The sequence below is a fragment of the Flavobacterium degerlachei genome (genome assembly GCF_900106645.1).
Lineage (GTDB): Bacteria > Bacteroidota > Bacteroidia > Flavobacteriales > Flavobacteriaceae > Flavobacterium > Flavobacterium degerlachei.
Window position 1 is genome coordinate 38608 of record NZ_FNMV01000010.1, and the last position, 21951, is coordinate 60558.

Here is a 21951-nt window from a genome sequence, read left to right on the forward strand (position 1 = left end):
GATAGAATTAATAGGATAAAAAAAAACCAGACTTTCATGTGAAAGTCTGGTTGTAAGATGAATTGAAATTGTATATTTTAAGACTTAAATTAAACCTTTCCTAAGGTATATAATTGTTCCATTGTAGGAGTTAAACTTCCGCCAGCAGGCTCAAGTGTAATTCCAAATGCTTCTGCGTCTGCAGTACTGTTTCCAGCAAACATGCGCTGGTCATTTTTATCGAAATCATCCAATAATCCAATACTCGTAGGTGTCAAAGGGTTTAGTTTTAATGACCAAACTTGATATACCATTCCTTTTGGAGGCTCTGGTAATCCAGCTGCATCAATATAAACCAATTGAGTTTCCTTGTTCCAATATACTTTTGCAGAAGATTGTGGTGCAACAGCTTGTCCAGCTAACGCCACGACTGTGTTAGATGGATCTCTTACAACCGCTAAACTGATTTCACTTGCTCTGTTTTTTAGCTGTAGCTGGTTCAGCTCTTGCTCCATTTTTACTTTCTCAGTATTAGCATTTACAACCTCGTTGTTTGTTAGCTCTAACTGATTGTATTGGTAACCAATACCTACTAACAATAAGATTGCAGCGGCCCAACCGATGTATTGTGACCAATTTCTTGTTGGTTCCATTTCAATCACCTTTGTGGGCGTTAGTTCTAGTTTGGCTTTAATCTTCTCATAATTTTCCACCGAGTGAAAAGGTGCAAAACTAGAAGATAAAGACACAATTGCTTTTTCAATTGCAATTATTTCGGCGTTTATCTCAGGGTTATTCTTTGCCATAGAGGCAACTTCTTCACTTTCAGTTTCACTAAGTAAACCATAAACGTAGAGTTCTAAAATACCTGATTCTATATATTCTTTGTTTTCCATTATACTTTCAAATAATTTCGTAAATCATTAATACAATTTCTATTATGCGTTTTTACGGTTCCTAAAGGAATTTCCAACTCATCCGAAGCTTCTTGTTGGGTATAACCTTTAAAAAATAATAAATCTATTATTTGGATGCATTTAGGTTTCAATCTTTTGACAAATTCTTGAATTCCTATTGTATCCACTTTGCTCGTCAGTTTGTTACTGTCGTCTAATAGATGTACGAAATTATCTGAGGAAAGGTTTTTTTGGCTGTTGTTAAAGTTTTTCGAACGTAGCTTATCGATAGAGGTATTGCGAGCAATATTTAATATCCATGTATAGAAGCGACCTTTGCTTTCATGGTAAGAATCAATGTTCTTCCATATTTTTACAAATACCTCTTGAAGGACATCTTCAGCTTCTTCTCTATTTCTTACTAGGACGTTAATCACTGAAAAGAGGCTTTTTGAATACATATCATATAGATGTGTAAATGCTCTTTCGTCCTTTTTGTAAATTAATACTAATAACTCGTCTTGGGTCATATGGTTTAGTTTTCAATCACAAATCTATAAAAACTTATTTACAAATAGATTTATTTATTCCTTAGGAACTCTTGATATGTATAGTTTCAAAATAATTGTATTTTTTTTAATCATTTAAAGTGTTGTTAATAAGTACATTATGATTTTTGTTAACTTTTTTTTAATTTTTTTAAAACCAAAAGCAATCCAATCGCGTAAATGCTTTTATAACCTTTTAAATCATAACAAAATGAAAAAGACAAAAATGATGTTGGGTCTATCGCTTCTTGCGGTTTCAGGCTTAATCTTAGTAGCAGCGGATCACGTAGATGCTCCATCAGTAACAGGTAATGCAGCAGACATTACTGATATGTACACATTTCAAGGACAAGAGACTTCTAATTTAGTATTTGCAGTTAATACCCAAGGGTTATTAAGTCCAAATGCTACAGCAGCGGCAAGCTTTAATGAAAATGTGATGATCGAAATTAACATTGATAACACTGGTGACAATGTAGAAGACCTAGTAATACAAGCTATCAAAAAAGGAGACAAAATGTATTTCTTCGGACCATACGCTCCATCTACAACTGGAACATCTAGTTCAATTAAAACAAGTGCAGCTTCTGGAAGTGTAGCCATTTCTAAATACGGAGCTACTCCTGTAACTTCTACAGAAAACGGAATGAAATTTTTCGCTGGACCAAGAGACGATCCGTTCTTTTTTGACTTAGGTCAATTCCAAGCGATCCTGGGAGGAACTGCTTCAGGGTTTAATAATCCAGGTACAGATACTTTTGCTGGATCAAATGTACTATCAGTAGTTGTTGAAGTTCCAAAATCAATGTTAGGTACCGCAGCTTCTTTAAACGTATGGGCTGAAACAAAGAAAAAACAATAATAAATTTTAATCTGAAAAACTCAAAATTATGAAGACAAATAAATTCAAAATCATAACTCTAGCACTTGTATGTGCAATAACTACAGTAAGCTGTAATGATGACGACAATAATAATGATTCTATGGCAAGTGCAGACTTCTCTGGAACTTATGTACAACAAGATCAAATGGCAAGACCTGCAATAAATACTGTTTTTATTGCTTCAGGACAACCTAAAGACGATTTTAATGCAGCGATTCCTTCTGCAATGGGAGCAAAATACCAATCTATTTTTCAATCTAGACTTTTGGCTTTAAATCCTGCATTTACAACTAATGCACTGGGACAAACAGCTGCTCAATTTACAGGATTGTTAGCAACGGATGTATTGAATGTAAAAACTTCAGGTAAAACGACTTTCTTCGACGGAACAAATGTTTTAACTGGTAGAGCTTTGGCTGATGATGTTATTGATGTGGAATTACTATTAATCTTTGGAGGTACAAATGGTGCGGCTAACCCTGGACTTACTTCTGACCACGTTGATGCAAATGATAAAGCATTCACTACTTCTTTTCCATACTTAGCAGCAGCTTGGTAATATATTTTATATAAAAAAAAACAGAGCTCTGTCAGAATTAGTGAGCTCTGTTTTTTTTCTAACAATAAAACAACAACAAACAAAAAATACAGATTATGAAACCTTATAAACTTATCCCCGCCCTGGTTTTTACAATCCTTTTTATTTTCGCTTGCGATAATAGACCAAATCAGATAACAAATACTTCTGATTATGATAAATACTTGCATGTAGCAGGAAATGAATCGGTAGATTTTGCAAACAAGGAAATTGAATTCTGGCAGTCTAAATATGATGCCGCTCCTAACCAAAAGACTTATTTGGGCGTAATTGCGTCTAAATATGCTACTCTTTTTGAATATTCAGGAAATATAAAAAACTTATATAAAACAGAAGAGTTATTAAAGCAATCAAATGAAGCTAGTAATTATTCTAAAGTATCAACATTACGTTCTTTGGGACGAAATTATATCGCACAACATCGATTTAAAGAGGCTTTGGTATTAGCTAATAAAGCACTTGCTATAGGTGAAGGACGAAAAGAAACTCAAAAATTGCTTTTTGATGTCCAAATGGAATTAGGTAATTTTGCGGAAGCGGAAACAAATTTGAACGCCATAAAAGACATGAAGGATTTTGATTATTTGATACGTTTGGCAAAATGGAACGATCATAAAGGCGATTTAGAAACAGCAATCACTTTTATGGAAAAGGCAAGAGACATTGCTGAAAAAGAAGATAATAAAACACTAAAAATATGGTCTTACTCGAATCTAGGTGATTTTTACGGTCACGCTGGAATGATACAAGAATCGTACGATAGTTATTTAAAAACATTAGCAATAGATCCCAATTATTCCTATGCTTTAAAAGGAATTGCTTGGATTGTTTTTTCTCATGAGAGAAATACAAAAGAAGCAAAAAGAATTGTGGAAGCGATTGAAGTTACGCACAACACTCCAGATTTCTTTTTGTTGAAATCGCAAATCGCACAATTTGAAGGCAATAAAGAAGAGGCTGAAGCCAATGAAAAAGCCTATTTCACAATGTTAAATGCAAATAATTATGGTGCGATGTATAATAAATACAATACTTTAATTTATGCAGATGAAAAAACAAATGCTACAAAAGCACTTGAAATTGCAAAAATTGAAGTAGATCATAGACCTACTCCAGATTCTTATAATCTATTGGCCTGGTCGTATTTAAATGTAGGTCAGCCTAAAAAAGCGTTAGAAATTGCTAAAGCACATGTAATAGGGAAATCTTTTGAACCTACAGTGCAGTATCATTTGGCTATGATTTACAAAGCGAATAAAGAGACTCAGAAAGTTGCACCTATTAAAGAAGAGTTGCTTGGGAGTATCTATGAATTAGGACCAAATTTCGAGAAAAAGGTAAATCAATTATAAAATACAGATGAGATATTTTTTAACTATACTACTGTTCTTAATAGGATTAGTAACGCACAGTCAAGCCCAGAAGGGAATTATCGTAGATGAATTTGGTAACGCAATCGAAAATGCCTATTTAGTAAACACAAGTTCAGACAGTCATGCACATACTAATGATTTAGGTATGTTCAGTATTGATAAAACAAATATTGGAGATGTTGTAAAAGTAAGTGCTTTAGGATATAAGAAATCTAATTATACTATCACTGAAACTGAAAATAGAATTGTTATGGAAGATGATATTTTTAGATTGAATGAAATTGTCATTCAACAAAAACTATCGGCTATGAATGTAATTTCAAAAATTGATTTGGAAACCGCTCCCGTAAATTCTTCGCAGGAAATTCTAAGGAAAGTACCGGGCTTGTTCATAGGACAGCACGCTGGTGGTGGTAAAGCAGAACAAATATTCTTGAGAGGTTTTGATATCGACCATGGTACAGACATTGCCATTTCAGTAGATGGAATGCCAGTGAATATGGTTTCACATGCACATGGACAAGGTTATGCCGACTTACATTTTGTGATTCCGGAGACTGTAGAAAAGATAGATTTTGGAAAAGGCGCGTATTATGCGGACAAAGGGGATTTTGCAACCGCAGGGTACGTTGCCTTCCAAACTATCGAAAAATTAAATAAGAGTAGTATCAGTGTTGAAGCTGGTCAATTTAATACAGTAAGAACAGTGGGTTTATTTGACCTATTGGGAAAACAAAAAAAACAATCGGCATATATCGCCACAGAATATATCTTAACAGATGGGCCATTTGATTCTCCCCAAAATTTCAATAGAGTCAATCTGTTGGGAAAATATTCAGCTATTTTAGATGACAACAGTAAGTTTTCAATTTCTGCCTCTCGTTTTTCCAGTAAGTGGGATGCTTCTGGTCAAATACCACAACGCTTGGTCGATAATGGAACCATTTCTAGATTTGGATCTGTTGATGATACAGAAGGTGGAAATACCTCAAGAACTAATATAAATGCTAGTTTAAGCAAACCTATAGATGAGAATACATTCTTTAAAGCGAATGCTTTTTATTCGAAGTATGAATTTGAATTGTATTCTAACTTTACTTTTTTCTTAGAAGATCCTATTAACGGAGATCAGATAAAACAAAAAGAAAGTAGAGATATATACGGAATGAATGCGGAGCTAAACAAGAAAATAAAAAATAACGATTGGGACGTATTGTTTCAGTTGGGTGTTGGTTTTCGTGCCGATGCAACTATAGATACTGAACTTTCTCATACTTTGAATAGAAGTACAACATTAGAAAGAATTAAGTTAGGAGATATCGATGAAACTAATGGTTTTACTTATTTAGATTCAGAAATTAAGTTTGGTAAACTGCTAATTAATCCTGCTATCAGATTGGATTATTTTAAATTTAATTACCAAGATAAATTAGCTCCTATATATAGTACACAATCAGAAACTGAAGTGAAGGTTTCACCAAAGTTGAATTTTATCTATTCCCAAAATAACGATCTTCAGTTTTTTGTAAAATCGGGAATGGGTTTTCATTCTAATGATGCTAGGGTAGTGGTTCAAAATAATGGAAAACAAATTTTGCCAACAGCTATCGGTGCCGATGTAGGAACGATCTGGAAACCATTTCCTAAATTAATTGTGAATTCGGCTTTATGGTATTTGTACTTAGAACAAGAATTTGTTTATGTAGGAGACGCTGGAATCATTGAACCTAGCGGAAAATCAAAACGCATGGGAATTGATTTGGGTTTGCGTTACCAACTAAATGACTATTTGTACTTTGATGCTGACGCCAATTATACGTATGCGAGAAGCATTGATGAACCTACTGGTCAAAATTACATTCCTCTAGCTCCAGATTTCACTTCGACTGGCGGATTGAGTTTCCAGAAATGGAATGGATTCTCAGGAGGATTGCGCTACCGTTATTTAAAAAGTCGCCCTGCTAATGAAGATAACTCAATTGTAGCCAAAGGATATGCGATAGCTGATTTCAATGTGAATTATACTTATAGTAAAGTCACTTTTGGAGTATCAGTTGAGAATTTATTGAATACGGAATGGAACGAAACTCAATTTGCTACAGAATCGAGATTGCAAAACGAGCCCAATAGTGTTGAAGAAATTCATTTTACGCCAGGAACTCCTTTTTATATGAAAGGAAAGATTACCTATACATTTTAAAAGATTAATTTTGAATTCGAGCCTAACGTTATTTGTTTGACGTTAGGTTCTTTTTTTTTAACAACTGTTCAATTAAAAAATAAAATTTATACGAAGTATAAGTATTCCGATTTGTTTAATTTTATCAAAAATATAAATATGAAAAACCTATTATTTGTAGCTTGCACAGCACTACTGCTTTTTAGTTGCCAGAATCAGGCACAAAACAAAAAGGCGGATAAAAACAAAACTGAAATAGCTATGACAAAACAAAACATCTACCAATTTAAAGTAGAAGATTTATCAGGAAACACTTTTGACTTTGCTAGCCTGAAAGGCAAGAAAGTGATGATTGTAAATACGGCTTCAAAATGCGGACTAACACCACAATACAAAGATCTGGAAGCCATTTATAAAGAATACCAAGACAAAGGTTTTGTGATAGTGGGATTCCCTGCCAATAATTTTGCTTCACAAGAACCGGGTACAAACGAAGAAATCGCTTCTTTTTGCCAAATGAATTATGGAGTAACTTTCCCCATGATGGACAAAGTATCCGTAAAAGGAGATGATATGTGTGAAATATATCAGTTTTTGACTCAAAAATCTAAAAATGGATTGCAAGATTCCGATGTGGAATGGAATTTTCAAAAATACCTGATTAATGAAAATGGAGAATTGGCAAAAGTGATTTCTCCACAAACATTGCCTACGGACCCTGAGGTTATAAACTGGATTAAAGCTTAATATATTGCAAGGATATAGTACCGCTAATTCACTATTCTATTTGGATATCAAATAAGTAGTGAATTAGCGTTTTTTTTTACTCTAAAATCAATTGCACAAAAACAGAGTGCAACCAGCGGTCAAATTTAAACCCTGAATCCTTAATGGTTCCAACGGTTTTGAATCCAAATTTTTCATGAAAATCGATGCTACTTTGATTTTCGGCATCAATCACACCTACCATAGTGTGCAATCCTTGGTTTTTTGCTAGTTCAATCAATTCAAGTAGTAATAGTTTACCAATTCCTTTTCCATGAAAATCATTATTCACGTAGACAGAATGCTCTACGGTGAATTTGTAGGCTTCGCGGAATCTAAATTCACTATACATTCCAAAACCAGCAACAACTCCATCCAATTCCGCTACAATAACAGGGAAGTTTTTGGCTATTTTTTCTTCTAAAATTGCTTTTTGTTGCTCATAACTTCTAATGTTATAATCATACAAAGCAGTTGAATTTAAAATATTGTAATTGATAATATCTAATATCGCTTGTGTATCCTCAGCGTGGTATGGTCGAATTTTGATTTCCATTTTGATAAGTAAATTTTGTTGTCAAATTTAATAAAAATCAGTTAAAATGAGGCGAAAAGAGGGAGCAAGTTTGTAACTTTGCTTGGCTTGAGGTTTCGAACAACTTTAAACTTTTAAACCTTGAACTTTAAATTAAAATTGAATGATTTACCCCAAAATACCTTTAGCACAAAGCATAATTCAAACTTGTTTGGCCAAAGGAATCACTACCATAATAATTTCTCCAGGTTCACGTAATGCACCACTAACAATTGGTTTTGCAAATAACCCTGCTTTTCAATGCTACAGTATTGCTGACGAGCGTTCGGCAGCTTTTTTTGGTTTAGGAATTGCACAGCAAACGAAACAGCCAGTTGCTCTAGTTTGTAGCTCTGGTTCGGCATTGTTGAATTACTATCCCGCTTTTGCGGAAGCATTTTACAGCCAGATTCCATTGATTGTAATTTCTGCTGACCGCCCGCAAAGCAAGATTGATATTGGCGATGGGCAAACGATTCGTCAGGAAAATGTATTTGCTAATCACTCTCTGTTTAACGCTAATCTTAAAGAAGAGGATAGTGCTGAAAATGAAGGTAAAATTAATGAGGCCATAAACAGAGCAATTGATAAAAAAGGCCCGGTACATATCAATGCGCCATTTGAAGAACCTTTATATGAAACGGTTTCTGAACTCTCTGTTGTCGTCAATACTATCGCTTCCGCAAATGATGATCAGACGATTTCCATTGATGATTTGACCGAATTCGCTAGTATTTGGAATAATTCAACTAGAAAAATGGTTTTGGTGGGAGTAAATGATCCTAATGTTGTTAGCGATAGAACAATTGAAGCATTGGCTGATGATAACTCGGTTGTTGTTATGACTGAAACGACTTCCAACTTACATCATCCTACTTTTATTAATAATATAGACACCATAATTACTCCTTTTACAAACGAAGATTTCGAAGAGTTCTGTCCAGATATTTTGGTGACTTTTGGTGGAATGATTGTCTCTAAACGAATAAAGGCTTTTTTACGAAAATACAAACCCAAACAGCATTGGCATATTGACACTTTAAGAGCTTACGACACTTTTGGAATCTTAACGAAGCATTTTGAAATGGATACCAATACGTTCTTTGATGCTTTCTTGCCACTTACTAAAACGCTTACTAGTAATTATTTTGAAAAAGTCCAAGCAGTAAAACATTTGCGCAAGCAAAAAAGCGATGTTTATTTGGACAAAATTCCATTCTCTGATTTTAAAGTTTTTGAGAAAGTGATTGAGTCTTTACCTAATAATAGCCAATTGCAAATTAGTAACAGTTCGGCCATACGGTACGCACAATTGATTGATATTGATCCATCGGTTGAGGTGTATTGCAATCGAGGAACCAGTGGTATAGATGGAAGTACGTCTACAGCTGTGGGAGCGGCTGTTGCCAATGGAAAACAGACTGTTTTTATAACTGGTGATATTAGTTTTTTATATGACAGCAACGCTTTATGGAATAATTATATCCCTAAGAACTTCAAGATTATTCTAATTAATAATGGAGGAGGAGGGATCTTTAGAATCTTACCAGGCCATGAAGAAACGCCTGTTTTTAATACTTTCTTTGAAACGGCACACTGTCTTACAGCAGAACACTTAGCTAAAATGTATGGATTTGGATATAGTATTGCAAGTGATGAAAGTACTCTCGAAAAGGGTTTAACATCCTTTTATTCCAAGAATGAAAAGCCGTGTATATTTGAGATTTTTACGCCAACATTAAATAACGATGCTATTCTATTAAAATACTTTAAGGAATTAGTATAGTTTTATTCGAAAGCATAAGTGTTTTATGGAAGGCATTGCATGTATTTTGCTTTATTGAGTTGAAAAGTGCTTGGTTTATAAATTTAATTCTTAAATTTGAGAATGTAAGAATTTAATAATCAACATTTAAAACTATTATTTATGAGTGCAAGAGACGAATTAATTGTAAAGTATGCTGCTGATTTGAAGGACAAATGTGGTATAACCCCTGACATGGATTTATTGACTAAAGTAACTATTGGTTGTGGTCCATCAATTTATAATAAGGATTCCTCAACAGTTGCAGGTAGCCAGCAATCAGAATTAGATACGGTAAAAAACAACTTTTTAATTAAAAAATTAGGACTTGCAGACGGACCAAGTTTAGATGCTGGAATTGATGCTGTTATTGAAAAGTATGGTCGCTCAAATGCAAATAAATACAGAGCTGTTGTTTATTATCTATTAGCTATTCATTTTAAAAAGGAAAGTGTTTACAATTAGTAAATTATTGATATAAAATTAAAAGCGCCTTATGGGCGCTTTTTTTTTAAGGTGATTTCTTTGAATTTAATTATCAAAAAAACAAGTTCTAATGAATAATAATTATACGATATACTTACTTTTACTAAAAAATAATAAGATTTAAAAATATGTCTGCAAAGAAATTTATAATTGATCAGCTAAAAACATTAGACAAACCTGAATTTGATAAAATTGTAAAAGTTTATTTAAAAGAAATTTATAATAAAAAAAGGATAATTAATACTGATGGAAAGGGAGATGTTGGTATGGATATTAAAATATTTGATTTTGGGGATGAAAAAGCTCAATATCAATTAACTGTACAAGAATCAAATTCAAAATCTAAATTAACCGCTCTAAAAAAGAAAATCATTGAGGACTTAGATAAAGCATGTTTAAATTATAAAAAATATGGTTATTCGAATAAACTTTTCTTTTTTTATTCAAAAGAACTGACTAATCAACAAATAAGAGAATTTGAAAAGGAGGCCTTAAATAGAGATATTTATTTGACTTTTATTGAGGCAAAAGTTATTGCTGAAGATGCTGAGAATAGTTCAGATTTAAAACGTGCTATTTTTGATATTAATGATCTAGAAAACATAATTAAAGAAAGTAAGATATTTCCAAATTCCGATAAAAACTTAATAATGGATTTGGTAAGTTTTGGAAGTGCTTCGGATTTTAAATTACACATAATCGAAGCATATATTCTTGAATTGATATACAATGAAAAAATTATAAATAAAGATAAAATTGTTGAAAAATGTGAAATGAATTTTAAATCAGGTGATAATCTTATTTTTTATGAAAAATTATTAAATAGACTTTTAAGTAGTAAAAAAGTGTTATTAAATCAGAAAGATTATACATTAGAAGAAAGTGAACTAAAGAGAATTTATAGTTTAAAAGAAAACTTTATATTAAAAGAAAATGAATTTTTAAGTGAAATTGAAGAAATTTTAGGGTTGTTTAATCAAAAGTCATTTAAAGAAGAATATATTGAATATTTAAGAACAATTTATACAGACAATTTTCATTCAGAGTTGTTTGCTTTTGAAAAAGAAATTGAGGAAGAAAATATTAGTACTATTGCTACAGCTTTTTTGAAGTTTGCAACGGACAAATTGAACAAAGTTGAAGAAGCGACTAAATTAGTTTTAAAATTATTGAATTATTGTAAAAGCAACAAGTTTATTCAAAAATACAGTGCTAGTATTATTTTTAGTAAACACACAAGTTTGTCAGATTGTCAGAATTATTTAGACCATAAAAAAAAGATTTTTATTGATACACAGATAGCAATTCATGCATTATGCTATTTTTATAATTCTGAAATAGAATTTGAAAATTATTATTATAACACAACTCGGTCTTTAATTGAATTTTCAAAAAAGAACAACGTAAAGTTATTTCTTACAGATAAATATTTGAGTGAGACGCAGAGTCATATAAAAGAAGCTTTGAATTTAATTCCATTTACGAGACTAGAAAGTTTTAAAAGTTTAGGTAGATCAAGAAATGTTCTGTACAATTTTTATTTAAGAATAAATGAATATGAAAATAATCTTAGCTTTGAAGAGTTTATGAATAAATTTAAATTCAAAGCTGATGATGGCTATAGAACTCATTTACAATATATAGAGACTTATCTTGATGAATTAAATATAGAGAAAGAAACTATTTCAAAAAATTATGATTTAGAACAATCAAAGAAACTTATATGGAATTATCTTTCTGCAAGTAAAAAATTTAAACCAATACATGCAACAGAAAATGATGCGAGTATGATGGAGTTTTTAGGAGATGATGACATTAATATTCATCAATTAACTCCTGTATTTATAACGTGGGACAATGCTTTTTTTAATATTAAAAAAGAATATTTTTTAAAAAATCCAAAAGCTCAGAAATGGCACTTGTTTAGACCTGGAAAATTTATCGATTTATTTTCTTTAGTTCAATTTTCTGTTGAATCAGAAACTTTAACGAATACCATTATTGCTCATATTTCTGATGAAATAATTGATTCTGCACATGCTTTGATTGATTCGATTACTACTATATTAAATCCAAATAATGAGGTGGGGATAGAATATACAAGTAAACTAGCTGATATAAAGAATAATGAAATACATAAAATTCAGGATAAAGAAATAATACCTCCCGATGAAATTGAAAACGAGACGGTAATTGATGATGTTTTGTATAAGCTAATTAAATATTATAATGATAAAAATAAGCTAGATGATCTTAAGTTATTATTTCAAGAAAAAAAATATGTTAATAAGGTAATTAGTTTAATTTCTGATTCATGTAAGGAGTTTTATAGAACAAAAAAAATGAATGATAATATTTTTACCGAGTTTGATAATTTAATTTGTGAGATTAAGACATCTAGTTAAATCAAATTATACGGTTTTTTATTTATTAGCTATTCATTTTAAAAAGGAAAGTGTTTACAATTAGTAAATTGACATAAAAATATTAAAGCGCCTTTTGGGCGCTTTTTTTATGAGTAATAGTATGGGTTTTTAGCGAATTGGTATTGGAAACACAGCTAAACTTGCATGTCCTAATTGATCAATTGATTGCACCGCAAAAAGAAAATTATCTTTTGAATATGGTATCGTTGTTTTTGTATCTGATACAAAAATTGATTTTTGCCAATTGGTATCCGAAGTTTCTCTTACTAATACTTGGTAACCATATACTTTTTTACCTTCTGGAGCTTTCCATACCAAGGTCGAAAAGTTAGTAAGGTCTTTTACTTCAATACCCACATTTGTTGGGGCTTTAGGGGCTGAAGCTAAATTAGCCAATGTGGCCAAATTTGAAGCCGCTATTTTTCTGAGGTATTCAAAATCCATAAATTCAGGAAGATCACCATATTTAATCTCATTTTCTGTTCTTAAATCTTGATGCTGGTGGTCGTGATTTTCATTCATTTCGCAAAAACGAATCGCTGTAAAACCATTTTGACTAAAAGGAGTGTGGTCCCCCCCGCGTAAAAAACGATCATTTCTATAAACAAGATTTATTTCTAGCTGGTCTACGTATTGATCAGTAGTTGTTTTGAATAACGTGCTAATAATCTTGATGGGCTATCATTATCTCTGTTGATTAGCTTTCGCATTTTAGCTTCGTCTTCTGTTTCCAGATAAGGAGTAGCTTCGCTAAAAACTCTGACTTTAGTATTGTCTCTTAAATTAGTTCCGCTTGATAAACTGTTTCCTATCATATCATTGTTTAGCATGGCAATAATATTCCAATTTTCTTTTTTAGCTAGTTCGGCTAAATGTCTTGCACCATATAATCCTTGTTCTTCTCCTGTAACGGCAACAAAAAGGATTGTATAAGGAAAGGCTCTTTTGCTCATAATCTTGGCAAGTTCCATCATGGCGGCTACTCCTGAACCATCATCATTTGCACCTGGCGCATCTGATTTAGCATCCATAACATCAGAAACTCTAGAATCTAAATGACCACTAATGATAAGTACACGATTATCTGTTGGGTCCGTTCCTTTTAAAGTAGCTATAACATTTCCTAGTTGGCTATCAACTGCAATGCGTCTTCCATCTGCTTTTATGGTGAAATAATCAATGACTGAAGTTAGTCTGCCGCTGGATTGCAAGGCGTATTTATCAAACTCTGATTTGACCCACTGCTGTGCAGCGCCAATGCCTCGCGTTTTACTTTTGGTATCGCTTAAGGTATGTCTTGTTCCAAAAGAGACTAATTTTTTAACTGTGTTTTCAAGGCTTTCTGCTTTGATTTCAGTAATCATCTTTTTAATTTCAGGATCGTCATTAATAATTTGTGCGCCAGAAATTTGCGAAAAAAACAGAAATACAAAGAGATAGCTAATAGGATTTGGTTTCATTTAAATTGGTTGATTATTTTAGACTTTAAAAATAAATAAAAATAAATAAAAATTATATAGGAGTGTTGATTAATAACCGACTATTTTAAAGACAAAAATGTCTTTGATAGCCCTGATGGGAGCAAGTATCCTTTTTTGGCTGGGGTTCAGCCAAAAAGATACTGCGTACAGCGGGACGATTTATGATTTGGAAAATGAAATTTTTGCTACTAAAATGTAAAATATTTGGGAATTCTAAGAAGTCATGAGTTTACTATTTTCAAACTTCGTACCTTTGCGCCTTAGAAAATAGAATATAATGATTGAAATAGGAAAATACAATACGCTTACCATATTACGTGATACCAAAGTTGGTTTGTTTTTAGGAACGCCAGAAACGGATCCTGAAGGATTACATGACATACTTTTACCTAATAAGTATGTGCCAAATGAATTTGAAATAGGTGAGGAGCTTATTGTTTTTGTTTATTTAGATCACGAAGAACGCCCAGTTGCTACCACATTAGAGCCTTATATTTTGTTGAATGAATTTGCGCTTTTACGTGTGAATTATGTCAATCAAATAGGTGCTTTTATGGATTGGGGAATGGAAAAAGATATTTTGGTTCCGTTTAAAGAGCAAGCTCGTCCTATGGAAAAAGGAAAACGCTACTTGGTTTATCTCTATATGGATGAAAAAACTAACCGTTTAGTTGCTTCAAGTAAGACGAATCAATTTCTTAAAAATGATGAGGTTACTGTTGAAAAAGGAGAAGAGGTTGATTTGATTGTTTCGCATATTACGGAACTTGGAATCAATGTTATCATAAATGAACGACATAAAGGTTTGTTGTATAAAGATGAGGTTTATGATGATGCTATTCGTACCGGAGATCGTATGCGTGGTTATATTAAAGCGATTCGTCCTGATAATAAAATTGATGTTGCGCTTCAAATTCAAGGATATCAAAGTATCGAACCTAATGCAGATATTATTCTGGATGAACTTAGAGCGAGTCGTGGTTTCTTGCGATTAACTGATAGTTCGCATCCTGAGGATATTAAAACGGTTTTGAAAATGAGTAAGAAAACCTTTAAAAAGGCGATTGGAGCTTTATACAGAGAGAAATTAATTGAAATTAAGGAAGACGGGATTTATCTCGTTAAGGAATAAAAAAAAAGAAAGACTAATCGAGATGATTAGTCTTTCTCTTTTTAGTTTGTTTCGAATGAATCGAAGTACAAAACTAAAAATAATCTAGGTGAAACATTTACTTACAAGCTAGACTTATTTATAATAAAAACCATTTGGTTTCTTTTTATTGTATAAAGACAGTTATTCCAAAGTTTTGCTGCTATGTAACTTTATAATTGCAGCGATTTGGTTCTCAAATCTTTTATTTTAACCGTAGGTGTTACTATAGTCCTTTCACAATTTCGGTAAATTGCTTTCCCGTTTTCTCCCTTTTTGGGTTCTTATTTAAAACCATAAAATCAAGAGAGACAAAATTTTTAAATTTAATCAAGGTATTCTTTTTTTAGGTTAATAAATCAGTGAAATTCGGGCTAAATCAGTGTGATTTGTTTCCAATTAGCTGATTATCATTGTCTAAAATTAATAATTATTTCTTAAGTGGACTGTTAATATTTTATTTTATTTAAAATTTTAACACTTTGAGGTCATTGATTAATGACCTATTGCTAAAGCTTCCCTTGATAGAATAGTATAAACTGCAAAAAATGATTTATTTTTACAGTTAAATAATTTAAATCAATTATAATGGATTGGATTACCGCCAAAGAATACGAAGATATCACATATAAAAAATGCAACGGAGTAGCCAGAATAGCGTTCAACAGACCTGATGTACGAAATGCATTTCGTCCTAAAACTACTGCTGAATTGTATAATGCGTTTTATGATGCACAAGAAGATACTTCAATAGGAGTTGTTTTACTGTCTGCTGAAGGACCTTCGTCTAAAGATGGGGTATATTCTTTTTGTAGCGGTGGCGATCAAAATGCGCGCGGTCATCAGGGCTATGTGGGAGAAGATGGGCAACATCGTTTAAACATACTTGAAGTACAGCGTTTGATTCGTTTTATGCCTAAGGTAGTTATTGCTGTGGTTCCAGGATGGGCTGTAGGAGGTGGACATAGTTTACACGTAGTTTGTGATCTTACTTTAGCTAGTAAAGAACATGCTATATTCAAACAAACAGATGCTGATGTTACCAGTTTTGATGGCGGATACGGTTCTGCTTATTTAGCAAAAATGGTAGGTCAGAAAAAAGCACGTGAGATTTTCTTCTTAGGTCGCAATTATTCGGCGCAAGATGCAATGGATATGGGAATGGTAAATGCTGTTATTCCTCATGCTGAATTAGAAGATACTGCTTATGAATGGGCCCAGGAAATTTTAGGAAAGTCACCTATGGCTATCAAAATGTTGAAATTTGCGATGAATCTTACTGACGACGGAATGGTAGGACAACAGGTTTTTGCTGGTGAAGCTACTAGACTTGCTTATATGACCGAAGAAGCTAAAGAAGGAAGGAATGCATTCTTAGAAAAGAGAAAGCCAAACTTTGAGAAAAAATGGTTGCCATAAAAGGTTTAAAGTTTTTTAAAGTTGTCTCGAGTACTTTAAATTTTTAAACATTAAACTTTAAACCTGAAAAATGGAGAATTTTACAAATGAAATAATTGATACGACACAGCTTCCTAGGTTTGAAGAAGTAGAATTTTCAGTTTTGCATTCCAATTACTGGAAGGTGACTTTGATTAATGCCTTTTTCTTTTTTTTAATTTTGGCTGTTGGTCTAGGGGCGCTATTGTTTTTCAACCAAGGTCTATTAGTGTTTCTAATGGAAATTTTAGTCATTTATTCTGTTCTGTTAATTGCGGTTCTGCTGCTGTCCAGAATAGGTTTTAAGAAAAAAGGATTTGCTTTTAGAACTCATGATGTGTTGTATAGATACGGAATAATAGCTACGAATACAATTGTAATTCCTTATAATAGAGTGCAACACGTGGCGTTACATGAAGGTTTTGTTTCCCGTTTTTTTGGGCTGGCTAAAATAGAGGTTTTTACTGCTGGTGGTAGTTCAAGCGATATTCAGATTCCTGGAATCGAAATGGAACAGGCGGAAAATATCAAACAGTTGTTGATGGGTAAAATTCAAAAAGAACTGTAATGGAGGACGGATTTAAACAACCGCAGCGGCAATCTTCCATAGGTGTTTTATTGATGTTTGTTAATACTTTGCAGCAATGGGGAAGGGCTTTGTGGCCTATAGCGCTGGTGTATGTTTTTAAGATAGATGAACTGAATAAAGCCTATCTATTTACTGGCATTACTTTTTTTTTGATTGTTATTGGGATTATAGCCTACCTGAAATACTTGAATTTCACCTTTTATTTGGATGATGAAAATAAGGAGTTTGTTATAAATGAAGGGATTTTGAATAAAACAAAAACCATCATTCAACTTAATAAAATACAACAGGTAAATATTAATCAGTCCTTGATTCAAAGGTTTATAGGAGTTTACGAACTCGATGTCGATACTGCAGGGAGCAGTAAAAAAGAAGGGAGAATAAAAGCGATTTCGCATCCATCGGCTTTAAGTTTAAAAGCTAGCTTATTGGAAAATGAAAAAGTAGAGGCTGACTCTGAAAAGCTAGAAATGGCATTGCGGTCAGAAACGGCGGAAGAACGTCCTTTTATGGAAATCAGTTTTTTGAGTTTGTTGAAAGTAGGGATCACGTCTAATTATGTAAAAAGCCTTGGTTTAATAGTGGCTTTCGTTGCAACAGTTTTTGAAAATAGTAAGAACTTTATAAATCAATATGATTTCGACGATGAAAAGATAGACGCTTATTTAGATAAAACTAGGATCATTCAGTCCGTAGCTATTATTGCTTTTTTGTTAATTTCAGCCATTTTGATTATCAATTTAATTCGGGTTGTTTTTAGGTATTTTGATTATAAAATTACCAGACAAAACGGTTCGCTATTGCTGTCATTTGGGTTGATGAGTACAAAAAGCACGATTATTAAGCCCGAAAAGGTGCAGATAGTGACCATTACTAGAAATTTTTTCCAAAAAAAAATGAATATTCTGGAGCTTAAAATAAAACAGGCAACCAGTGGCGAGAAAGAAGAACGCAAATCAGTTATTGAAATTCCGGGTTGTAACGAAACGGAAAGTGTTGAAATACTTAAATTACTATTTCTTAAAGCACCTGAAAAGGGAATAATGTTAAAGCCAAATTATCGCAAATTAGTTTTTTCGATATTTCTGTCGATAGTATTACCTTTAACTGCTTATTTTACTTTTGCGAAGTACATCGAGCCTCGATTTTGGGATTATGCATACCTAGCGCCTTTATATGTGTTTTTTGTCGGGAGTATTGTGTTTTTCGGGTTTAAAAATAATAGGCTTTTTATTAATGATGACTTTATCATTAAGCAAAGTGGCGCTTGGGATGTCGATAATATGATAATTGAGCCGGGGAAGATACAAGCTATTACAACCTCGCAATTGTTTTGGCATAAAAGCGCTGATATTGGGTCAATAACGATACATACTGCTGGGGGTAATATTGCCTTTCAATTGGGAGATTATTCTAAAATTAAGCAGTACGTCAATCTTTGGCTTTTTGAATTGGAGACTTCAAACAGTAATTGGATGTAGTCTTTTGAAGAAATGAAATAATTAATAATACAAAAATAAAATAAAATGAAGCATTGGATAGAAGCCGCACGATTAAGAACACTACCCTTATCGGTTTCCGGTATTATTGTGGGTAGTATGTATGCGCTGGCAAACCCAACAGATAATATATTGACACCAACAGACGTTTTTAACTGGAGACTATTTGGTTTTGCAATGTTAACCACTCTTGGATTACAGATTTTATCCAATTTCGCTAATGATTATGGCGATGGGGTAAAAGGAACAGATAATGAAGATCGAGTAGGGCCAAAACGCGCTATTCAAAGTGGTGTAATTACCCCAGAGGCGATGAAAAAAGCTATAATAATTACCTCAGGGCTTACTTTGCTTTCGGCAATGCTATTGATTTATTTCGCATTTGGGGACTCAAATTTTTTCTATTCATTTTTCTATTTAGTATTGGGAATTTTAGCAATCGCATCAGCGATACGTTATACAATAGGAAGCAAAGCTTACGGATACCGTGGTTTTGGCGATATTTTTGTGTTTGTATTTTTTGGATTAGTAAGTACTTTAGGTGTGAACTTTTTGTATTCAAAACAATTGGATTTGGAACTCTTTTTACCGGCAATGGCGATTGGATTTTTAAGTGTTGGTGTTTTGAATTTAAACAATATGCGTGATGAGGAGTCTGATAGAAAAGTAGGGAAGAATACATTAGTAGTTCAAATTGGAGGTAAAAAAGCAAAGTTGTACCATTATTTTGTAGTCACTTTTGGAATGGCTTTGGTTGTGATTTTTGCTTTATTAAACAGCTTTAGGTTGGATCAATACTTGTTTTTACTGGCTTTTATTCCTTTAAGTGCTCATTTAGTTAGAGTCTATAAAAATAAAGATGCCAGACTATTAGATCCTGAATTAAAAAAACTAGCTCTTAGTACATTTGCTCTTTCGGTATTGCTTGCTTTAGGGATGGTATCGTTAATTTCGGATATTATTGTGAATCTGTTTTTAGGAGGAAGATAAAAATTTAAAAATATATAATTATGAAAATTACATTTTACGGACACGCGTCTCTTGGGATTAAAGTAGGAGGAAAACATGTATTAGTGGATCCATTTATATCTGAAAATCCATTGGCGGCACATATTGATATTGACAGTTTAAAAGCGGATTATATTTTATTGACTCATGCACATGGAGATCATATTCTAGATGTAGAGGCAATTGCAAAACGCACTAATGCCGTTATTGTCTCAAATGCTGAGATTGCGGGTTATTACTCTGCTAAGGGGTTTCAGGCACATCCTATGAATCATGGCGGAAGCTGGAATTTTGACTTCGGGAAAGTGAAATACGTAAATGCAATTCATTCTAGTTCATTTCCTGATGGGACATATGGAGGGAATGCAGGTGGGTTTGTGATAGAAGGCGAACATAAAAATATATATGTCGCTGGCGATACGGCTCTTACAATGGATATGAAGTTAATTCCTATGCGAACTAAGTTGGATTTAGCAATTCTTCCTATTGGTGATAATTTCACTATGGATGTTGAAGATGCGATCCTTGCGTCAGATTTCGTTGATTGTGACAAAGTATTAGGTTACCACTATGACACCTTTGGATATATAAAAATAGATCATAAAGAAGCTATCCAAAAGTTTTTTGATAAAGGGAAGGATTTGATGTTATTAGCAATTGGTGACAGTATCGAATTGTAATTTTTTTTAGGAGCTATTTCCAGCTGTTTGTTGCAATCTTATGTGCCGTCCCGGGGTTTCGGTACCAGCACATAAGGATTTCCACTTCCATCTGGGCTAGGGGTATATCAGTAATTAAGAAAACACAGGTGAAGAAAATAGTTGTATTGCTATTCATTAGCATTTTTTATCAGTCGGCTTTTGCTCAAAAAGACGGCTACTGGGACAAAGACAGGGCTGCCACAAAAGAAATTATCGTTTCTGCCCGAGATAGAATTGTTGTGAAAACCGACGATTTCCCCATCGGAACTACTGAATTGATTTATAGAATCACCTTACTTGATGACAATCAGCAGTTGGCTGGAAGTTTAGTTTCGGTGTTGAAATCAATTCCTGATCCTACAGGAATTAGTCAGGGTTCAGCGGGAGCGGTATTTTTAATGTCAAAAATTTCAGGAGACGACAAGTGCAAGTATGCTGTTTTTTCGTCAAATGAATTGGCTTCAGATTATCAAAAAACAGGTGCAATGTTTAAGGCGTGTTTGGCTCAGGAGAGTCCAGTAAGCAAAGATGCTAAGCGACTTTCGTTAGATAAATCTGCTTGTATGCAATCTGGTCTAGGGAATTTGTGGTTTGGTTTTGAAAGTACAAATTGGATGATGAAGCAAAAAATCATTCTTGAAGTAGTGCCGTGGGTAGACACGAAACTCAGCAGAGGATGGACCTTAGAAAACCGAAAATTCATCATTAATCAATGTAAAACTTCAGCATTAGCAAGTAAAATGGTGAGTTCAGACGATTTTTGTATTTGTCTAGAAGAGAAAATCCAAAAGCAATACAAGTTTCAGGAATTTCAAAAGTTGCTTCTAATAGAGCAAACAAAAGCGTATAAGGACTTTGGTAATAGCTGTATTAATGAAGCGGGAGTTTCTAAGGGTATAAATGATGATTTACGTATACAAGCATTAAATTTCAGTAAAAAAGGCGATTACGGCAGTGTTATTACTCAATACACAAGGTTAATCAACAATGGAAAGGCAAAGGCTTTAGATTATAATGCGATTGGATTTAATTATATTTTAACGAAACAATACGGGAAAGCCATCAAATTTTTGCAAGAAGGTGAGAAGTTAGATGATACAGAATTGTTGATAAAGCTCAATTTGGCACACGTCTATTTGCTTAATGATGACTTTAGAAAAGCAAAATCAATTTACAAGGAGTGGCAGTCTCAAAACGTCAATGATAGCTTGAGTTGGGGTCAAAAAATAAAACAAGATTTTGCACTGTTTAAAAAGGTAGGGATTCAGAATGATGATTTTGAGAGAGTTTTAAAGCTAGTAACAAATTAGAAAATATGAAAAAAGCAATTGGTATTATGCGACTATTAGGTTTGATTTTTCTTTTTGTAGGGGTGATTTTAAATCTCCAAATGTATATTTATGAAGGATGGCCAACTTATTTATACCTGGTATTGTGTCTTTTCGGAGTTTTATTAATTGGATTGTCCTATTTAATGAAACCTAAATCATAATTAAATATTAGTATTTCTGATGCAATCACCAACACTTCAACTAACGAAACGAACCTTGTAAAAGAACTTAATGGCTTAAACTG

General features: G+C 33.0%; 21 protein-coding genes. 16 read left to right on the top strand and 5 right to left on the bottom strand.

Translation table 11 applies throughout. From position 1 onward, the window contains the following. Window positions 1-89 precede the first annotated feature (89 nt). Both BLV91_RS11085 and BLV91_RS11090 read right to left on the bottom strand, forming a co-directional pair. Complete coding sequence (locus BLV91_RS11085) at window positions 90-875, bottom strand: anti-sigma factor (protein ID WP_091433167.1); 786 nt, start codon at window positions 873-875, stop codon at window positions 90-92. Further along, complete coding sequence (locus BLV91_RS11090) at window positions 875-1405, bottom strand: RNA polymerase sigma factor (protein ID WP_091433171.1); 531 nt, start codon at window positions 1403-1405, stop codon at window positions 875-877. Before BLV91_RS11090 ends, BLV91_RS11085 begins: the two co-directional genes overlap by 1 nt. 229 nt (window positions 1406-1634) lie before the next feature. Here BLV91_RS11090 and BLV91_RS17250 point away from each other — a divergent pair, with 229 nt between their 5' ends. From BLV91_RS17250 to BLV91_RS11115, 5 genes are all read left to right on the top strand, one after another. Next, complete coding sequence (locus tag BLV91_RS17250) at window positions 1635-2285, top strand: DUF4331 family protein (RefSeq protein WP_091433462.1); 651 nt, start codon at window positions 1635-1637, stop codon at window positions 2283-2285. A gap of 28 nt (window positions 2286-2313) precedes the next feature. Then, entirely contained in the window at window positions 2314-2865 is a 552-nt protein-coding gene (locus tag BLV91_RS17255; protein ID WP_091433174.1) for a DUF4331 family protein, read from the top strand. 95 nt (window positions 2866-2960) lie between these two features. Next, complete coding sequence (locus tag BLV91_RS11105; RefSeq protein ID WP_091433178.1) at window positions 2961-4256, top strand: tetratricopeptide repeat protein; 1296 nt, start codon at window positions 2961-2963, stop codon at window positions 4254-4256. Window positions 4257-4263: 7 nt separating this feature from the next. Next, window positions 4264-6477 (top strand): TonB-dependent receptor, encoded by a 2214-nt coding sequence (locus tag BLV91_RS11110; RefSeq protein WP_091433181.1) that lies wholly within the window; start codon window positions 4264-4266, stop codon window positions 6475-6477. A gap of 138 nt (window positions 6478-6615) precedes the next feature. Beyond that, entirely contained in the window at window positions 6616-7203 is a 588-nt protein-coding gene (locus BLV91_RS11115; protein WP_091433464.1) for a glutathione peroxidase, read from the top strand. Between the two features lie 76 nt (window positions 7204-7279). Here BLV91_RS11115 and BLV91_RS11120 read toward each other — a convergent pair whose 3' ends face one another. Further along, on the bottom strand, window positions 7280-7777 hold the full coding sequence (locus tag BLV91_RS11120) for a GNAT family N-acetyltransferase (protein WP_091433184.1): 498 nt from the start codon (window positions 7775-7777) through the stop codon (window positions 7280-7282). A 142-nt stretch (window positions 7778-7919) separates the two neighbouring features. On the opposite strand from BLV91_RS11120, the gene menD reads away from it, so the two are divergent. From menD to BLV91_RS11135, 3 genes are all read left to right on the top strand, one after another. Beyond that, a complete protein-coding gene (gene menD / locus BLV91_RS11125) occupies window positions 7920-9581 on the top strand; it encodes a 2-succinyl-5-enolpyruvyl-6-hydroxy-3-cyclohexene-1-carboxylic-acid synthase (RefSeq protein WP_091433189.1) in 1662 nt (553 codons plus the stop codon). A 141-nt stretch (window positions 9582-9722) separates the two neighbouring features. Then, window positions 9723-10064 (top strand): DUF2853 family protein, encoded by a 342-nt coding sequence (locus BLV91_RS11130; RefSeq protein WP_091433193.1) that lies wholly within the window; start codon window positions 9723-9725, stop codon window positions 10062-10064. 149 nt (window positions 10065-10213) lie between these two features. Further along, window positions 10214-12490, top strand: a complete 2277-nt coding sequence (locus BLV91_RS11135; protein ID WP_091433196.1) for a hypothetical protein — start codon at window positions 10214-10216, stop codon at window positions 12488-12490. A gap of 129 nt (window positions 12491-12619) precedes the next feature. Here BLV91_RS11135 and BLV91_RS17290 read toward each other — a convergent pair whose 3' ends face one another. Then, window positions 12620-13033 (bottom strand): fibronectin type III domain-containing protein, encoded by a 414-nt coding sequence (locus BLV91_RS17290; protein WP_317039694.1) that lies wholly within the window; start codon window positions 13031-13033, stop codon window positions 12620-12622. A gap of 104 nt (window positions 13034-13137) precedes the next feature. Further along, window positions 13138-13971, bottom strand: coding sequence for a M20/M25/M40 family metallo-hydrolase (locus tag BLV91_RS17295; RefSeq protein ID WP_317039695.1), 834 nt, complete (start codon window positions 13969-13971; stop codon window positions 13138-13140). 298 nt (window positions 13972-14269) lie between these two features. Between BLV91_RS17295 and BLV91_RS11145 the strand changes: the two genes are divergently transcribed. From BLV91_RS11145 to BLV91_RS17020, 8 genes are all read left to right on the top strand, one after another. Next, on the top strand, window positions 14270-15124 hold the full coding sequence (locus tag BLV91_RS11145; RefSeq protein WP_091433200.1) for a CvfB family protein: 855 nt from the start codon (window positions 14270-14272) through the stop codon (window positions 15122-15124). 606 nt (window positions 15125-15730) lie between these two features. Beyond that, window positions 15731-16561, top strand: a complete 831-nt coding sequence (locus tag BLV91_RS11150; protein ID WP_074724270.1) for a 1,4-dihydroxy-2-naphthoyl-CoA synthase — start codon at window positions 15731-15733, stop codon at window positions 16559-16561. A gap of 70 nt (window positions 16562-16631) precedes the next feature. Next, window positions 16632-17147 (top strand): PH domain-containing protein, encoded by a 516-nt coding sequence (locus tag BLV91_RS11155; RefSeq protein WP_091433203.1) that lies wholly within the window; start codon window positions 16632-16634, stop codon window positions 17145-17147. Beyond that, window positions 17147-18649: a PH domain-containing protein gene (locus BLV91_RS11160; protein WP_091433206.1), complete on the top strand. Its 1503-nt coding sequence runs from the start codon at window positions 17147-17149 to the stop codon at window positions 18647-18649. The genes BLV91_RS11155 and BLV91_RS11160 overlap by 1 nt, the downstream gene beginning before the upstream one ends. Window positions 18650-18694: 45 nt before the next feature. Then, complete coding sequence (gene menA, locus BLV91_RS11165) at window positions 18695-19657, top strand: 1,4-dihydroxy-2-naphthoate octaprenyltransferase (protein ID WP_091433209.1); 963 nt, start codon at window positions 18695-18697, stop codon at window positions 19655-19657. 20 nt (window positions 19658-19677) lie between these two features. Next, entirely contained in the window at window positions 19678-20355 is a 678-nt protein-coding gene (locus BLV91_RS11170) for a metal-dependent hydrolase (RefSeq protein WP_091433211.1), read from the top strand. 128 nt (window positions 20356-20483) lie between these two features. Beyond that, complete coding sequence (locus BLV91_RS11175; RefSeq protein ID WP_091433214.1) at window positions 20484-21686, top strand: tetratricopeptide repeat protein; 1203 nt, start codon at window positions 20484-20486, stop codon at window positions 21684-21686. Between the two features lie 5 nt (window positions 21687-21691). Beyond that, window positions 21692-21868 (top strand): hypothetical protein, encoded by a 177-nt coding sequence (locus BLV91_RS17020; RefSeq protein WP_175514001.1) that lies wholly within the window; start codon window positions 21692-21694, stop codon window positions 21866-21868. Window positions 21869-21951 lie beyond the last annotated feature (83 nt).

Bases quoted from the DNA above. Each gene is read 5' to 3' on its own strand.
- BLV91_RS11085 (WP_091433167.1), bottom strand. From the start codon at position 875: ATGGAAAACAAAGAATATATAGAATCAGGTATTTTAGAACTCTACGTT.
- BLV91_RS11090 (WP_091433171.1), bottom strand. From the start codon at position 1,405: ATGACCCAAGACGAGTTATTAGTATTAATTTACAAAAAGGACGAAAGA.
- BLV91_RS17250 (WP_091433462.1), top strand. From the start codon at position 1,635: ATGAAAAAGACAAAAATGATGTTGGGTCTATCGCTTCTTGCGGTTTCA.
- BLV91_RS17255 (WP_091433174.1), top strand. From the start codon at position 2,314: ATGAAGACAAATAAATTCAAAATCATAACTCTAGCACTTGTATGTGCA.
- BLV91_RS11105 (WP_091433178.1), top strand. From the start codon at position 2,961: ATGAAACCTTATAAACTTATCCCCGCCCTGGTTTTTACAATCCTTTTT.
- BLV91_RS11110 (WP_091433181.1), top strand. From the start codon at position 4,264: ATGAGATATTTTTTAACTATACTACTGTTCTTAATAGGATTAGTAACG.
- BLV91_RS11115 (WP_091433464.1), top strand. From the start codon at position 6,616: ATGAAAAACCTATTATTTGTAGCTTGCACAGCACTACTGCTTTTTAGT.
- BLV91_RS11120 (WP_091433184.1), bottom strand. From the start codon at position 7,777: ATGGAAATCAAAATTCGACCATACCACGCTGAGGATACACAAGCGATA.
- menD (WP_091433189.1), top strand. From the start codon at position 7,920: ATGATTTACCCCAAAATACCTTTAGCACAAAGCATAATTCAAACTTGT.
- BLV91_RS11130 (WP_091433193.1), top strand. From the start codon at position 9,723: ATGAGTGCAAGAGACGAATTAATTGTAAAGTATGCTGCTGATTTGAAG.
- BLV91_RS11135 (WP_091433196.1), top strand. From the start codon at position 10,214: ATGTCTGCAAAGAAATTTATAATTGATCAGCTAAAAACATTAGACAAA.
- BLV91_RS17290 (WP_317039694.1), bottom strand. From the start codon at position 13,033: ATGAATGAAAATCACGACCACCAGCATCAAGATTTAAGAACAGAAAAT.
- BLV91_RS17295 (WP_317039695.1), bottom strand. From the start codon at position 13,971: ATGAAACCAAATCCTATTAGCTATCTCTTTGTATTTCTGTTTTTTTCG.
- BLV91_RS11145 (WP_091433200.1), top strand. From the start codon at position 14,270: ATGATTGAAATAGGAAAATACAATACGCTTACCATATTACGTGATACC.
- BLV91_RS11150 (WP_074724270.1), top strand. From the start codon at position 15,731: ATGGATTGGATTACCGCCAAAGAATACGAAGATATCACATATAAAAAA.
- BLV91_RS11155 (WP_091433203.1), top strand. From the start codon at position 16,632: ATGGAGAATTTTACAAATGAAATAATTGATACGACACAGCTTCCTAGG.
- BLV91_RS11160 (WP_091433206.1), top strand. From the start codon at position 17,147: ATGGAGGACGGATTTAAACAACCGCAGCGGCAATCTTCCATAGGTGTT.
- menA (WP_091433209.1), top strand. From the start codon at position 18,695: ATGAAGCATTGGATAGAAGCCGCACGATTAAGAACACTACCCTTATCG.
- BLV91_RS11170 (WP_091433211.1), top strand. From the start codon at position 19,678: ATGAAAATTACATTTTACGGACACGCGTCTCTTGGGATTAAAGTAGGA.
- BLV91_RS17020 (WP_175514001.1), top strand. From the start codon at position 21,692: ATGAAAAAAGCAATTGGTATTATGCGACTATTAGGTTTGATTTTTCTT.